Source organism: Macrococcoides goetzii, from assembly GCF_002742385.2.
GTDB lineage: Bacteria > Bacillota > Bacilli > Staphylococcales > Staphylococcaceae > Macrococcoides > Macrococcoides goetzii.
Window position 1 is genome coordinate 725768 of the sequence record NZ_MJBI02000001.1, and the last position, 15768, is coordinate 741535.

The following is a 15768-nucleotide window of genomic DNA, read 5'->3' on the forward strand; positions in this document are numbered from 1 at the left end:
CTATCTTGTCAAATTTTATTTCTAAATTCATACTAAAATAAAAATATAAACAATAGCATTGATGATAAAATTTCTAAAAAATTATAATTATAATAGAAGAAACTCATCTATATAAAATCCTCTAAAATATCTTCTACTTGAACAATTATTTTAGCGCCTTCAGCAATCTTTTGATTACAGCCTTGAGAATGTTTTGAAGTTATCTTGCCAGGCAAGCAGTAAACTTCTCGATTTTGATCTATTGCCTGGTCACACGTTATTAAACTACCGCTTCTCAGTTGCGCTTCAGTAATTAAAACGCCTTGAGATAGTCCACTGATAATTCTATTTCTTTCAGGAAATTGAAATTTAGCAATTTGTGTTGTTGGATAATATTCGCTAATCACAAGATGATGACATTCCATATTGCGTCGTAATAACGTCACCTCTTCAGGATAATAAAAATCATGACCAAAACCAAGAACTCCAATGGTTTTGCCGCCATGATAATTTGCAGCTAAATGTGCATCACTATCCGCACCTTTCGCTAAGCCACTTACAATTGTAATATTATGTTTTACTATATGCGGCATAAATTGATCTATCACTTCTGACGTATAATCTGTTCTATTGCGACTACCGACAATCGCTAAAAAATACTTGCGCGATAATATAGAAATGTCCCCTTTACAGAAAATCACAAAGGGAAAATCATAAATTTGTTTTAATAAAAATGGAAATTGGTCAGAATTGTAAAATACAGGTGTAATAAAACGGGAAGATAAAGCGTGGTGTATTTCCTCAATACTAAGTGAATTGAATCGTTGAATTTTTAAATTTAATTTATTATCCCGATTAAGTAAATTATTTAATATCGGAAAGACACGTTTGTATGGTATATCAAATGTATTATAGTTCTGTTTTATTTTATGAAGTTGTTGCGTTGTAAATCCAGATGCGATGAGCTTTAATATGAGTTGCTCTTCATGTGAATAATTCATTGTTATCACCTCAAACACTACAATAATTGTTTGATATTAACTCATTGTTAAATTAATTCATTATATTATTTAGATTTAATAAAAATTTTAAGGTTAAAATATTTTTCACTCTTTTATTTCATAATATATGTAAAAAACATCACTTATTTTCAAATATTATATTTTCCATAATTGATTTAGTACATATTATCAACACATTTTCTCTTGAATTACTCTAAATAAAAAAGCCAAGACCCTTAATTGAGTCTCAGCTTACTAACATTTATTATTTAACTGTTAAACATTTTTCGTATAACCCATCTTCTTCCTTAATACGTTCTACTAATGTTGAACCGATATCAGATGGTGTTGCTGCTGTTTTAATACCTGCAGCATTCATCGCTTTAATCTTTTCTGATGCTGTACCTTTACCACCAGAGATAATTGCACCAGCGTGTCCCATACGTTTTCCTGGAGGAGCTGTTTGACCACCAATGAAGCCTACAACTGGTTTTGTCATATTTGCTTTAACCCATTCAGCTGCTTCTTCTTCCGCTGTTCCACCGATTTCACCGATCATTACGACAGCTAAAGTTTCTGGGTCATTGTTAAATGCTTCTAAAGCGTCGATGAAGTTTGTACCGTTAACTGGGTCTCCACCAATTCCAACTGCAGTTGTCTGACCGATACCTAACTGTGTTAATTGATGCACTGCTTCATAAGTTAATGTTCCAGAACGACTTACAACACCAACATGTCCTTTTTTATGAATGTATCCTGGCATGATACCAATCTTACATTCGTCAGCCGTAATCACACCTGGACAGTTTGGTCCGACTAAACGTGTTTTCTTGCCTTGCATATAACGTTTAACTTTAACCATATCTAATACTGGAATATGCTCCGTAATACAGATTGCTAAATCTAATTCTGCATCTACACATTCTACAATCGCATCAGCAGCAAATGGTGCTGGTACATAGATTACTGAAACTGTTGCACCAGTAGCTTTAACTGCTTCTTCTACTGTATTGAATACAGGCACGCCTTCAACTTCCATGCCGCCTTTACCAGGTGTAACACCTGCAACGATTTTTGTACCATATTCGATCATTTGTTTTGTATGAAATAATGCTGTTGATCCTGTAATACCTTGTACGATTACTTTCGTATCTTTATCAATAAATACTCCCACGTTTATCCCCGCTTCCTATTTAGCTTCTTTTACTAATTCAACGATTTTTTGTGCACCTTCAGCCATTGTATTTGCTGGAGTGATTGCTAATCCAGAATTGTTTAGAATTTCCTTACCTTCTTTAACGTTTGTACCTTCTAGACGTACAACTAATGGAATTGTTAATTCTAATTCTTTCGCTGCTGCTACAACACCTTCAGCGATAATGTCACATCTCATGATACCACCAAAGATATTTACAAAAATACCTTCAACTTTTTCATCACCTAAAATGATTTTAAACGCTTCAGTAACTTTCTCTTTCGTAGCGCCGCCCCCTACATCCAGGAAGTTCGCCGGATTTCCGCCGAAGTGGTTAATTGTGTCCATTGTAGCCATCGCAAGACCCGCACCGTTAACCATACATCCAATATTTCCATCTAAAGCAATATATGATAAATCATATTTAGATGCTTCGATTTCTTTTGGATCTTCTTCGTCTAAATCACGTAATTCAACTACGTCTTTTTGACGGAATAAAGCATTAGCATCGAAGTTAATCTTAGCATCTAAAGCTAGCACGTCTCCAGAACCTGTTGTAACTAATGGGTTAATTTCAATGATAGATGCATCTTTTTGGATAAATACATCATATAATCCCATCATAATTTTAACTGCTTTATTTACTGATTCTTTAGGAATATTAATGTTGAATGCTAAACGACGCGCTTGAAAAGGCATTAATCCTACTACTGGATCAATAACTTCTTTGAAGATTTTTTCAGGAGTAGCTTCTGCTACTTCTTCAATTTCAGTTCCACCTTCTTCAGATCCCATTAATACAACTGAATCTGTTGCACGGTCTAATACAAAACCTAGGTAGTATTCTTTTTGAATGTCGCAACCCTCTTCAATTAAAAGGCGTTTAATTTCTTTACCTTCAGGGCCAGTTTGATGCGTAACTAAAACTTTGCCTAATAATTCTTTAGCATAGCTTTCTACTTCATCTAATGATTTAGCAATTTTAACGCCGCCCGCTTTACCACGACCACCAGCGTGAATCTGAGCTTTAACAACATACACGCCTTCTGTTAAACCTTTTGCTACTTCAACTGCTTCTTCAGGTGTATATGCAACTGAACCGTTCGGTACTGCTACACCCATCGAGCGAAAAATTTCTTTCCCTTGATACTCATGGATATTCATCTTCCATCCTCCTAGATTGCACAATTATTTATGTTACGTTTCAATTATAGAAAATGTAAGCGCTATTGTAAACTGAATAAACCTAAAAAGAAACGTGTTTTCACTCAAATTTTTCAAAAATGAGTAAAAACACGTTTTAAGTAACGTTTAAATCAAAAATTGCTTGTTACGATCGATTTAATCGGTTCAAATGTTTTTCGGTGAATAGGTGTTATGCCGTAAGTCGCTATTCCTTCGAGATGCTTCTTCGTCCCATATCCTGCGTTATTTTCAAAATCATAACCTGGATAGGTTTTAGCTAATTCTGCCATTAAACGATCACGGTATTCTTTAGCAATAACACTTGCTGCTGCAATAGAAATACTTGTACTATCTCCTTTTATGATAGACTCTTCTATTAATCCAGTTTGTAACTTCATCGCATCAATTAACAGCACATCAGGTGTTACAGGTAATGCCTCAATAGCTCGCAACATCGCTATTTTAGTAGCCTCATAAATATTTATAGCGTCAATTTCTTCTACCGTCGCAATGCCGATTGCATAAGTCACATTTTCCAGTAATTCTGCTTCTACTTTAGCACGATTTAATTTTGACATTTGTTTAGAATCATTTAGTCCGTAAAATGCATGATTCTCATTGAGTATAACAGCACATGCTACAACAGGTCCTGCAAGTGGTCCACGTCCTACTTCATCAATACCGGCTATAACTTTCCCTGGATATTTATTTTCATATAAAAGCATCTCATCATATTGTTTAATTAATTGCTTCTCTTTTTCATAAATTTTGTGTTGCTGCGTTTTAATTTTTATAGCACCAGCTCTTGTCTCATTTTCAAAGAAAGCATCAAGTTCACTTTCAGGCATTGTTTGTATCATTGATTTTAACTGGGCGATATTATAGTCATTACTCTTCATCTTTTTCCTCTAATAAATCAAGTGAATCAAACGTATATTTACCAATTTTCTCATTACGTATATCGCGAATGATCAATTCAACAACACTTTCATAATCAATTTCATTACCACGTAATTTCATTCCACGAGACTTTCCGATAGCATCGAATACTTCAACATAAGGTGTATCCGCTTCAACATTGATATTATAATGTTTATTCAGCGTTTGGAGATCATGTTGTTGTAAAAACTCAATCCCATATATCGCGACCTCATCTAAATGAACGATACTATCTTTAATAGCACCGGTTAAACTTAACTTTTTACCGACAAACTGATCTTCAAACTTCGGCCAGAGTATACCTGGCGTATCAAGTAATTCTAAACTAGTTCCTACCTTTATCCATTGCTGCTTTTTAGTAACACCCGGCATATTGCCCGTCTTAGCGATTGATTTCTTTGCTAAACGGTTAATCAGCGTTGACTTACCAACATTTGGGATACCTACTATCATCGCACGTATTGCACGTGGTCTTAAACCTTTCGCTCTCATACGATCAAATTTTTCTTTCGTTACAATTTCTGCAGCTTTCGTCACTTGCGATAAGTTCTTACCGTTCTTACTATCTATTAGCACAGGATAGAAACCCTTATCTTCAAAATAATGCATCCATTGACGCGTCTTATTAAGATCTGCCATATCCATCTTATTCAATAGAACTACACGTGGCTTATCTTTTATTACTTCATCAATCATCGGGTTACGAGATGAATAAGGAATACGTGCATCTACAAGCTCAAATACTACATCTACCAGTTTTAATTGTTCAGTTACTTCTCTTCTTGCCTTGGCCATATGACCTGGAAACCATTGAATCGTCATCTATATTATATCTCCCTACTATATATTTAATGATTTAACACGTGAACTTTATTATAATGTCATTATAATATTATATACTATTATGAAGATATATTTTAAAAAAGAGGCGTACATATGTTAATATCTTTGATTATTCCTATCTACAATGAAGAAAAAAATATTTATAAGCTTGCTGAAACGATTCAGCAAACAATGGATAAACATCATTATCACTATGAAGTAATGCTTGTTAATGACGGTTCAAAAGACCGTTCTTTACAGTTATTAAAAGAAATTGCATCACAGCATCACAATTTTAAATATATCTCTTTTTCAAGAAATTTCGGTAAGGAAGCAGCAATGTTTGCGGGTCTTAAAAATTGTTCAGGTGACTGTGCAATCATTTTAGATGCCGATCTTCAGCATCCTCCAGAATTTATTCCCGAAATGATTGCGGCATATCAAGAAGGATATGATCAGGTCGTTATGCGTAGAGACAGATCCGGAGAGCATTTTTTAAGAAAAATTCCGACTCAAATTTTTTATAAATTAATCAACAGTGCAGTTGACGTTAAATTAACAGATGGCGAAGGAGATTTTCGATTAATATCCCGTGATGTGATTGACAGTATCGTTTCTTTAGAAGAATATAATCGATTTTCTAAAGGTATTTTTGAATGGGTTGGTTATAGCAAAAAAACGATACCATTTAAGAATATTCAGCGTGAGTCAGGCCAATCATCATTTTCCAGTCTTAAACTTATCGATTATGCAATTGATGGCATTATCAGTTATAACAATAAGCCACTTAGAATCTGTTTTTATTTAGGAAGCATCACGATGGTGCTATGTTTATTATATATTTTAATGACTTTGATCCAGATAATGACACACGGCATTGATGAACCAGGCTATTTCACGATTATTTCATCTGTGTTGTTTTTAGGTGCTTTGCAGCTTTTTAGTTTAGGTATCATTGGAGAATATATCGGCAGAATATATTTTGAAACGAAGAAACGACCACATTATATCATTAAGGATACGAATATTGAACGCAGCGCTGGTGAATCAGATGAAAATTAATCAATCATATCAACGATTTATCAAGTTTATTATTGTAGGTATTATCAATACTTTAAACTATTATGTGATATATCTTTTCTTTTTAAAAATAGTGCATGCCAACTATTTATTTAGTCACTTAACAGGATTTATCTGTTCGTTTATTATTTCGTTTTTCCTTAACTGCTACTTTGTCTATAAAGTTAAACCTACATGGCAAAAATTTATAGCATTTCCATTAACACAGGTTGTCAATATGGGGATTCAGACAGCATTACTGTATGTATTTGTTGATATTCTTTCAATCAATAAAGTCTGGGCACCTTTTCCTGCATTAATTTTTACAATTCCAATAACTTATATCATAACAACTTATATATTAACGAAGGAGCAAAAATGAATAACAAAAAATATTCACCACTATTGTTAACTGTAATCGCTTTATTATTGGCTATATTCGGTCATAGTTTTTACATCTATCGATTCTTTAAAGACGGGACTATCTTTACAGGACCAAATGATGGACTGGAACAAATGTTACCGATGCAGCTATATCTTTATGACAAATTCACATCCAGGGAATTCTTTTATAATTTAGACTTTGGGCTTGGCGGAGATTATTATACAGATTTAGCTTATTACTATTCTACATCGATTATTTTCTTTATTAATATGCTCGCTGTACGTTTTTTTGATTTATTTTTTAATTTTCAAGTAGACACTGTTACTTTCTGGGCTAAAAATGCATTCTTTATTTCGATAGCTAAATCAACAGCTGGCATCTTAGCAAGTTACTATTATTTTAGAAAGATAAAGATGACACCACTGCCTGCTTTATTGTCCGGTTTTCTATTCTTAACATCAGCAATATACTTTAGGTTTACATTATACTGGTCATTCTTTAGTGATGTTTTTATTTTCTTACCATTGTTATTACTTGGTATTGAACGTTACATACAAGATGAGAAAAAAGGTATTTTTATCATAGCTACCGCATGTATTTTTATCAACAACTTCTATTTTGCATATTATCAGGTATTATTCGGATTAATCTATTTTGTATTAAGAAATATTTTCAGAAGTGAGTATGATACAGTTAAACGCGGCAAACAGTGGATTAATTTTGTGATCATGGCTGTGCTTGGATTAATGGTCAGCGCTTTTGCATTCTTTTACGGGGCAAAGAGTTTTCTGCAGAATGAACGTGCGCCATATAACGTAAAAATTCCATTATTCGATCCTTTCGATCAAAATGCGAATATATTTTATGATAACTATCTTGTCATTGTCCTATTTATTACTTTACAGGCATTGCTTACGTTTAAATTCTATAAAAATTATTTCTATCGCTTTTTTGCAATTATGTCTATTGCTTTGATGTTACTTAGCTTCACGCCTTTTATCGACTCGGTATTTAATGGTTTTAGTGCACCTCAAAAACGCTGGCACTATTTAATTACATTCTTTACGAGTGGCTTAATCGGTTTCTATATTATGAAATTTAAAGAGATTTCAATCCAGAATTACTTATATTCTTTAATTCCGGGATTCGTCATTGTATTTATGAGTCATCATTATATAGATAAAGCCGTAACCTGGGTATGGCTCTTACCAGTTATCGCAATTATTGGATTAATTGTTTTGATCGTAAAAGACGATGCTATCAAACAGACTTTTTACTATTTACTGATTGCAATGATGATTATACTGAACTGGGATATCGTTCGCGTACATAATAAACTCGATAACTATAATCCAGGTATTGATGAGCGTGCAAAGATGAGTTATATCGAGTCTAGTGTTTATGATTCTCCACTGCAAAGGCAAATTGTAGATGAACTAAAGAAAAAATTAAAGCCCGGAGAACGTATCGACTGGCGTGTATTAGAACAAGATAATACACCGATGTATCAAAACTTTAACGGGGTTTCATTATATTCAAGTATCTTTGATGGCTCACTAATCGATTTTTACTACAAACAATTAAAAATCAACATTAAAGAAGAGTCATTATCTCGATACTCTACATTTAATTCAAGAAGTAACTTAGAATCTCTTATGAATATTCGATATTTAGTAAGAAAATCATATCAGACAGATATCCCTGAAAACTTTAAGTTAATTGCTGATAATGGAAAATATAAAATATATGAAAATACTAAAATGATTCCATTCGCTCGAATTACATCAAACGTAGTAAACAGCAAAGATTTAACAACGCCGATAGACAGAGAACATGCAATGATAGATGGTATCGTATCTGATCGTTTAGCAACGAATTATAAGATTAATCCAGCTCAAAATTTATTATCTGAAATGAAAGTGACACCTTCTGGTGCTGAATGGATTGCTGATAATAAGACATTAAAAGTGAATCCGCCGAGCGGTGGATTAGTAATCGACATCCCAAAAACTTTATTAAAACAATATAAAGATTTTTATGTTGATATGCATGTACAGTTACAATCACCTGTTACAAATCATCAGATTAATATCAATGGATACGCGAATAATCGACTTTTTCAAACGAGTAAATATCGTACACATTATGACGATCTAATGTATAGAGTAAAGTCACCGAAAAATGGAAAGATATTGATCGGTCTAACTGGCGGGACATATCAATTAACAATTAATGGTATTTACGGAGAAGACTATAAAACTTTATCTAAAGTGAATCAGACAAACAATTATACGTTTACTGATAAAGGTAATAAAATGACTGTTCAGCTTAAATCATCAAAAGATGGCTACTTAACAGTACCTATCACATATCGTGATGGGATGCGCGCATATGTTGATGGTAAAAAAGTTAATGTCGAAAGAGCAAATTATATTATGAGCGCTGTGAAAGTCGATGAAAATACAAAAACAGTAGAATTTCGTTATACGCCACCATATTTTTATTTGATGGTCGCAATATCACTTATAGGTATTATTCTTTCTGTGTTGTACACGAGAAATTCGAGTGGTGAAAGGAAGAAGATAAAATATGTTTTCTCAAAAAATAAAAAACAGGAACTGGTCTAACATAAAAATCTTAGGAGTGGCAAGTATATTGTCACTCCTTGCTCATAGTTTCGTCCTTTTTCGTTTATTTAAGGATGGTACCTTGTTTACGGGTAAAGGTGATGGAATCGCGCAAATGATTCCATTTCAAATGTATTTGTATGACAAATTTACACATTTACATTTCTTTTATGATATTGATTTTGGTATTGGCGGAGACTTTTTTAGAAGTCTTGCTTATTACTATTCAACTGCCCCACTTTCATATTTAAATTTCGCAATCGTGTGGCTTAGCAATATCATCTTGCCAATAGATACGACTGACCCTGTTTTCTGGGCAAAGAATCAATTTGTCATTTCTATCATAAAACTTACGTTTATTATCTTTACGACGTATAAACTTTTACGTTATATCAATCTAAATCAACTTTCAAGCTGGACAGGTGCATTTATATATGGCTGGTCTACAGCTTATTTCTTCTTTACATTTACGTGGAGCTTTTTTAGTGATGTGATGCTTTGGTTACCTTTAACCATCCTAGGCATGGAACGTTTCTTTCATGAAAGAAAAATCGGATTATTTATTGTAGCGATTGCACTCACATTACATTCGAATTTTTACTTTAGCTATTATGAATTTATTTTTGTATTATTTTATTTTCTGTATCGCATTATTTATCCAAAAGAGACTGACGTCGTTGATCGTATACAAAAACTATTATTATTAGCTATAGCCTCATTACTTGGTCTTGGTATAGCAGCTGTAGGTATATTTACAGGAATATCAAGTTATTTAATGAATGATAGAACATTGCCATCAATTCAGGTTAAGCCATTTATTGATATGGTAGGTTTCTATAACCTATTCTATGATGGCTATTACGTTATTATTTGCTTTATCACTGTTCTTGCATTAATGTCATTTAAAATGTATCAACATTATATGTATCGTCTGTTTGCGACGATTACGTTAATCTTTATGGTTTGTTCATTAAGTCCATTATTCGACAGCTTTTTTAATGGCTTTTCAATCGATCAACGTCGCTGGATCTATCTACTCGCATTTACGTCAGCTGTATTAATTGCGCATTATTTAAATCATTTAAAACACATTGATTTAAAGACTTTTCTAATTTCACTTATCCCGGTGTGTATCATCTATCCGGTATCAATGTATGGTCATGAAAAAGTATTGATGTGGTTATTATTTATTCCAATTATCTGTATCATGATAGGTTTCTATTTATACAGTAAAAATAGAACTACATATCAATTATTACATGCAACCATCATTATTATGAATTTAGTCTTTGTCTATGATTATGTGACGCAGCAGATGGATACATTACATCCAGCAAAAGAACATAATATTGATTTCTTAAACTCTGAAAACTTTAATTCTAAGACACAACAACAAATGATCAATGGTATTAAGAAAGATCAATTACCTGGCGAACGCATTGAATGGCAAACATCAAGTACGCATAATACACCGATGTATCAAAAATTCAATGGTATTAAATTATATTCATCAATCTTTGATCAGGACATCTTAAAGTTTTATGATAAAGAACTCAATATCACGATGCCAACAGATAGTAACTCTATTTATTATGGACTTGGAGAACGTGCAAATCTTTATAGTTTATTTAATGTCGATACTACCATCAGAAACGCAGAAAGTAGTACGATACCCTATGGTTTCTCAAAGGGTAAAACGTATGCTGAACCAAATGGCACAAAACAATACATTGTCTATAACAATGAAAATCAACTACCATTTGTCCGCGTTACAAACAATGTGTATAATGCACAGACACTAAACACACCTATCGACCGTGAACATGCGATGTTAAATGGTGTAGTGCTTGATAGAAAAGGCAAAACATCTATACCATCTGCCAAAAACTTATTAGACCAAGCTCAAGTGACTTATAAAGATGCAACATTTGATGGTAATAAATTAATCGTCACTCAGGAAAATGGTGGTCCGAGAATACAATTACCTCAAAATATCGTCGATCAATATAAAGATCTGTATGTCACTTTGAGCATTGAATCAAAAACATTTAAAGACTTTCACTATGTCTGGATTAATGAGATTTATCAGTCTCGTAAACCTCTTGATGATGACTATCGTCGATTTAATCCAACGATAACATTGAAAGTGAAAGCAAGTGCTTTATTAGAACTAAAACTTAAACCTGGTGAATATCGTTACAAACTAAATGGCATCTATGGTGAGAATTATAAAACATTAAAACAAGCAGCAAAACAAAAAAATAATCATCAATTCACACAAGATAAAGATAAGATGATAATTAAACTCGGTGAGCATAAGGGAGGTTACGCGGTTATACCGGTACCCTATTTAAAAGGAATGAAAGCTGAAGTAGATGGTAAAAAAAGTGAGGTACAGGAAGGTAACTATTTAATGACAGCTGTCCCAATTGAAAAAGGAGCACAACAAATCATTATTCGCTATACACCACCTTATTTTCACTTGATGCAATTTATCTCAATAATATCTATTATTTTAGCTATTCTGTTTGCTAAAGCAGTCTATCAACGTAAATTCTTACATCAGAAAAGAAACAACATAACTTATAAGGAAGAAGATAATCAGTTTAATCATCATTTAACAACTGAGATGTAAGGAGAAGATATAAGTGAATAACGAAGCAAATCAACACTCACTCAATTTTTCAAAGCGCATTATTTCAAATTGGTTCTACTACTTTTTAAGTGCATATACTATGTATGCACTTTTCAGTCTTTTCACTACCGATTCCAATAATTTATATTTCCAATTGTCACGACCATATGATTTCCCTGTGGTTTGTCTTGCTGTTGTAGCTGTGGCTATAGGATGTTATTTTATGAATCGTTTCGTACCTATTTCTCCATTTGAATTAGCAAGTATATGTTTAAGCGTTTATATGATAAGTGTTTGTCTAAAAGCACCAAGCCCTTTAATTATTATTGGATTTCTAGCGATCAATATCATGATACTGACGAAACTATTATTTGAGAAAAGCATGGTTGTTATATTTATCGGCATTTCATTTATTGTTATCATGATTAAAGGCATATTTTTACATGATGTAAATGGTGAAGCTTTACAAAAGTTCAACTATGTTATCACAGAAAAAGAACTTGCTTTAAAAAAAGGTCTGTTAATCGGACTGTATCTGTCAATTTTTACGGCTGGTATACTTTTAATTTTGCAACGCACTCAATTTTTAAATAAACTAAATAATAAAATAAAAATAGAACCTGCTTTAAAAATATTTGTCATCGTTATGCTTATACTCATTACAAGTTACACATCTATAATTATGATCGGTAAAGAGCTCGTCATGGGTTTTGCAACTTATGACAAAGGATTATTCACACAAATGTTTGAAAGTATGCGTCAAGGTCTAGGTCCAATGACCTCACTTGAAAGAGATCAGTGGATGTCACATTTCCATGTGCATGTCTCACCAATATTTTATTTAATGCTCCCTTTCTATATGCTATGGCCGAAACCTGAAACGCTGGAATTGTTACAGGTGCTTGTTACAATGAGCGGCATTATTCCGTTTTACTTAATACTGAAACATTTCCAGTTCAACAAATTGATACAATCATTATTTTTATTACTATTTATTGTCACACCAACACTTTCAAGTTCTCATTTATACGGTTTACATGAGAACTGTTTTCTTACACCACTCTTGTTATGGCTTATACTTGCAAATTTAAAAGGCTGGACGTATCGTCTGATAATTATTTTAGGATTCACATTACTGATTAAAGAAGATATTATGATCTATATTATTGCGATTGGATTGTATTTTACTTTTCAAAAACAATTTGATATGTCGTCAAAACGTACATTATTTACAGTGTTAACTCAAATCATAGTGCCAATAGTATACTTTGCTATATGTATGTACTATTTAAATACATTTGGTGATGGTTCAATGACAACGCGTTTCACAAACTTTATGTTACCAGGACAAACGGGTCTAAAGGATGTAATTATCAACATATTCACGAATCCAACCTATTTCTTTAGTGCGCTGTTTACGTTTAATAAGATCAAATACATCGTTACTTTGCTTTCAATGTATATATTTTTACCACTAATACAGAAACATTGGATCAGCTATATACTACTGCTTCCAATGCTTGTCATCAATCTATTAAGTGATTTCCCGTATCAGGCTGACTTCGGCTTTCAGTATCATTACGGAAGTACAGCATTGTTATTGTTTATGACAATACTTGCAGTTAATACATTAGACAAAAATAGAGATTCAATCAACGAACAGAATCAAAAACAACAACTAACATTAATGACAAAAGGTCATCGCAAAATCATATTATTATTAACATGTGCATGCATTATGTCAGCGTCGATATTCTTTACATTGATGCATCCATCAACATACGGTATTAAAGCATATGTAGAACAAAGTGCTTACTATAAAGATAAAAAGCAAACGTTACAATCACTGCCTCGAAATAAAAAAATATTGGCCTATGGCTTTTATACGACGCAGCTTGCTCAAAACAAATATTTATATGATCTTGATTATCATAATGATAAGAAAATAGATACAAATATTGAATATGTCGTTGTACCTAGAGCATTATCGACTGATGGCTCTGAACAGTCTCAGTTAATCGCACAATATATGAAACTTGGCTATAAAGAATACCATTTATCAACATTAGAGATATTAATATTAAAAAGATAACAAAAAATGGTCAAATATGAAATACACCCCTAAAGTTGAACCTTAAATCATTAGGGGTGTTTATTTAAGTTAAAAAAAGAGTCACTTCATTTCTGAAGTGACTCCAATTGTTGCTTCTATTAACGAATTTCTTTAATACGAGCAGCTTTACCACGAAGGCTACGTAAGTAATAAAGTTTCGCACGACGTACTTTACCACGACGTAATACTTCAATTTTCTCGATTTTAGGTGTGTGTACAGGGAATGTACGCTCAACACCAACACCGTAAGAAATCTTACGAACCGTGAAAGTTTCAGAAATTCCGCCACCGCGACGTTTAATGACAACACCTTCGAAAACCTGGATACGTTCGCGAGATCCCTCAACGATACGTACGTGTACTTTTAAAGTATCACCAGGACGGAATGATGGTAAGTCTGTACGCAATTGGTCTTTTGTAATTGCATCGATTAATACATTATTTGACATATTATTCTTCTCCTTCTACCTATGTTCTTAAGGCTTTGCTCAGCGGATCATAGTGATTTATGTGCTTTTCACACTTTTATAATTATACTAGGTTACATAATACAAGTCAATATATTATTTATATTATACTACTTATTATCTTTCAATTGCTTTAATATCTTTAAATCTTGTTCGGTTAAAGGATAAGTTTCTAACAAATCAGGTCGACGCTCTAACGTTCTCTTTAGAGATTCTATATGTCTCCATTCTGCAATGCGTTTATGATCGCCGCTCATGAGTACGTTTGGCACCTTTAAGCCTTGAAATTCTGCTGGTCTCGTATATTGAGGGTGCTCAAGTAAACCGCTTGAAAATGAGTCATCTTCATGGGAAACTTCATTACCTAATACTTCCGGTATGAGTCGTACAATGGCATCTGTCATCGTAATCGCCGCATATTCTCCACCCGTTAATACAAAATCTCCTAAAGAAATTTCATCCGTAACAAGTTCTGTACGAATACGCTCATCATATCCTTCATAATGACCACAAATAAATACGAGATGCTCTGCATGTGCTAATTCCTCGGCTTTAGCCTGATCAAATCGTTTTCCTTGTGGACACATTAATATGACACGCGTCTTATCAGTTTTGTTAAGATGATTCATCGCATTAAAGATTGGTTCTGGTTTTAACACCATTCCCTGACCACCACCATATGGATAATCGTCAACTTGATGATGTTTATTGTTTGAATAATCTCTAAAGTTAACAGTATTGAATTGAACGATGCCCTTATCTTGTGAACGTTTCATAATGGAATGATTTAATATATCAAACATTTCCGGAAAAAGTGTTAAATAATCAATCCTCACGATAAAAGACCTTCCATCGCTTCTATTGTAATACGTTTATTTTCAATATCAATTTCTTTTACGACATCTTCAATATATGGAATAAGATGTTCTTTTTCTCCACGAATTACCCAAACATCATTTGCCCCTGTTTCAAAAATATCTGTCACTTTACCGATTGATACACCATCATTAAAAACTTCACATCCAATGATGTCGCTATAATAATATTCATTTTCTTCTAAAGGTAGTGATGCAGTATCTACATCCTGATAAACATCAAGACCTTTATATTGTTCAACGTCATTAATATTATTAATGCCAACGAATGAGACCATATGAAAGTTCTTATGCACACGATATGACTTAATTGTAAGTTCCACTGTTTCATCTTTAAAAGGAATCAATAATACTTTACCGGGCTGAAAACGTTCTTCAGCAAAATCAGATGCTGATAATATTTTAACCTCACCTTTAACACCATGCATATTTACAATCTTTCCAACATTTACATTCATTATGATTACCTCCACTCATCCTCATAAA

13 protein-coding genes are annotated in these 15768 nt (G+C 33.0%); 5 read left to right on the forward strand and 8 right to left on the reverse strand.

Annotation, left to right across the window (positions count from 1 at the left end; all coding sequences use genetic code 11):
* Positions 1-107: 107 nt before the first annotated feature.
* The 5 genes from dprA to ylqF all read right to left on the reverse strand — a co-directional run bounded on the left by dprA (position 108) and on the right by ylqF (position 5121).
* Complete coding sequence (gene dprA / locus BFS35_RS03805) at positions 108-980, reverse strand: DNA-processing protein DprA (RefSeq protein WP_099577696.1); 873 nt, start codon at positions 978-980, stop codon at positions 108-110.
* 265 nt (positions 981-1245) lie between these two features.
* The gene (gene sucD / locus BFS35_RS03810; protein ID WP_099577694.1) at positions 1246-2154 is read right to left on the reverse strand and encodes a succinate--CoA ligase subunit alpha; all 909 of its coding nucleotides are present in this window, start codon (positions 2152-2154) and stop codon (positions 1246-1248) included.
* A gap of 15 nt (positions 2155-2169) precedes the next feature.
* The gene (gene sucC, locus BFS35_RS03815; protein ID WP_099577692.1) at positions 2170-3339 is read right to left on the reverse strand and encodes an ADP-forming succinate--CoA ligase subunit beta; all 1170 of its coding nucleotides are present in this window, start codon (positions 3337-3339) and stop codon (positions 2170-2172) included.
* 152 nt (positions 3340-3491) lie between these two features.
* The gene (locus BFS35_RS03820) at positions 3492-4259 is read right to left on the reverse strand and encodes a ribonuclease HII (RefSeq protein WP_099577690.1); all 768 of its coding nucleotides are present in this window, start codon (positions 4257-4259) and stop codon (positions 3492-3494) included.
* Complete coding sequence (ylqF, locus tag BFS35_RS03825; protein WP_099577688.1) at positions 4249-5121, reverse strand: ribosome biogenesis GTPase YlqF; 873 nt, start codon at positions 5119-5121, stop codon at positions 4249-4251. The genes BFS35_RS03820 and ylqF overlap by 11 nt, the downstream gene beginning before the upstream one ends.
* Before the next feature lie 114 nt (positions 5122-5235).
* On the opposite strand from ylqF, the gene BFS35_RS03830 reads away from it, so the two are divergent.
* Genes BFS35_RS03830 through BFS35_RS03850 form a run of 5 tightly spaced genes read left to right on the forward strand, consistent with a single transcriptional unit; the run spans position 5236 to position 13919 of the window.
* The gene (locus BFS35_RS03830) at positions 5236-6183 is read left to right on the forward strand and encodes a glycosyltransferase family 2 protein (RefSeq protein ID WP_099577686.1); all 948 of its coding nucleotides are present in this window, start codon (positions 5236-5238) and stop codon (positions 6181-6183) included.
* Entirely contained in the window at positions 6173-6562 is a 390-nt protein-coding gene (locus BFS35_RS03835; protein ID WP_099577684.1) for a GtrA family protein, read from the forward strand. Before BFS35_RS03830 ends, BFS35_RS03835 begins: the two co-directional genes overlap by 11 nt.
* Positions 6559-9192: a YfhO family protein gene (locus BFS35_RS03840; RefSeq protein ID WP_099577682.1), complete on the forward strand. Its 2634-nt coding sequence runs from the start codon at positions 6559-6561 to the stop codon at positions 9190-9192. Before BFS35_RS03835 ends, BFS35_RS03840 begins: the two co-directional genes overlap by 4 nt.
* Positions 9155-11827: a YfhO family protein gene (locus BFS35_RS03845; protein WP_099577680.1), complete on the forward strand. Its 2673-nt coding sequence runs from the start codon at positions 9155-9157 to the stop codon at positions 11825-11827. Before BFS35_RS03840 ends, BFS35_RS03845 begins: the two co-directional genes overlap by 38 nt.
* A 13-nt stretch (positions 11828-11840) precedes the next feature.
* A complete protein-coding gene (locus BFS35_RS03850) occupies positions 11841-13919 on the forward strand; it encodes a DUF2079 domain-containing protein (protein WP_099577678.1) in 2079 nt (692 codons plus the stop codon).
* 119 nt (positions 13920-14038) lie between these two features.
* On the opposite strand, the gene rplS is transcribed toward BFS35_RS03850, so the two are convergent.
* The 3 genes from rplS to rimM all read right to left on the reverse strand — a co-directional run bounded on the left by rplS (position 14039) and on the right by rimM (position 15740).
* Positions 14039-14389: a 50S ribosomal protein L19 gene (gene rplS / locus BFS35_RS03855; protein ID WP_096076732.1), complete on the reverse strand. Its 351-nt coding sequence runs from the start codon at positions 14387-14389 to the stop codon at positions 14039-14041.
* A gap of 128 nt (positions 14390-14517) precedes the next feature.
* Positions 14518-15243: a tRNA (guanosine(37)-N1)-methyltransferase TrmD gene (gene trmD, locus BFS35_RS03860; RefSeq protein WP_099577676.1), complete on the reverse strand. Its 726-nt coding sequence runs from the start codon at positions 15241-15243 to the stop codon at positions 14518-14520.
* Positions 15240-15740 carry a ribosome maturation factor RimM gene (gene rimM, locus BFS35_RS03865; protein ID WP_099577674.1) on the reverse strand — a complete coding sequence of 167 codons (501 nt, stop codon included), beginning with the start codon at positions 15738-15740 and terminating at the stop codon, positions 15240-15242. The genes trmD and rimM overlap by 4 nt, the downstream gene beginning before the upstream one ends.
* Between the last annotated feature and the right edge of the window lie 28 nt (positions 15741-15768).

Coding starts and splice junctions, on each gene's coding strand:
- dprA (WP_099577696.1), bottom strand. CDS start 980: ATGAATTATTCACATGAAGAGCAACTCATATTAAAGCTCATCGCATCT.
- sucC (WP_099577692.1), bottom strand. CDS start 3,339: ATGAATATCCATGAGTATCAAGGGAAAGAAATTTTTCGCTCGATGGGT.
- BFS35_RS03820 (WP_099577690.1), bottom strand. CDS start 4,259: ATGAAGAGTAATGACTATAATATCGCCCAGTTAAAATCAATGATACAA.
- ylqF (WP_099577688.1), bottom strand. CDS start 5,121: ATGACGATTCAATGGTTTCCAGGTCATATGGCCAAGGCAAGAAGAGAA.
- BFS35_RS03830 (WP_099577686.1), top strand. CDS start 5,236: ATGTTAATATCTTTGATTATTCCTATCTACAATGAAGAAAAAAATATT.
- BFS35_RS03835 (WP_099577684.1), top strand. CDS start 6,173: ATGAAAATTAATCAATCATATCAACGATTTATCAAGTTTATTATTGTA.
- BFS35_RS03840 (WP_099577682.1), top strand. CDS start 6,559: ATGAATAACAAAAAATATTCACCACTATTGTTAACTGTAATCGCTTTA.
- BFS35_RS03845 (WP_099577680.1), top strand. CDS start 9,155: ATGTTTTCTCAAAAAATAAAAAACAGGAACTGGTCTAACATAAAAATC.
- rplS (WP_096076732.1), bottom strand. CDS start 14,389: ATGTCAAATAATGTATTAATCGATGCAATTACAAAAGACCAATTGCGT.
- rimM (WP_099577674.1), bottom strand. CDS start 15,740: ATGAATGTAAATGTTGGAAAGATTGTAAATATGCATGGTGTTAAAGGT.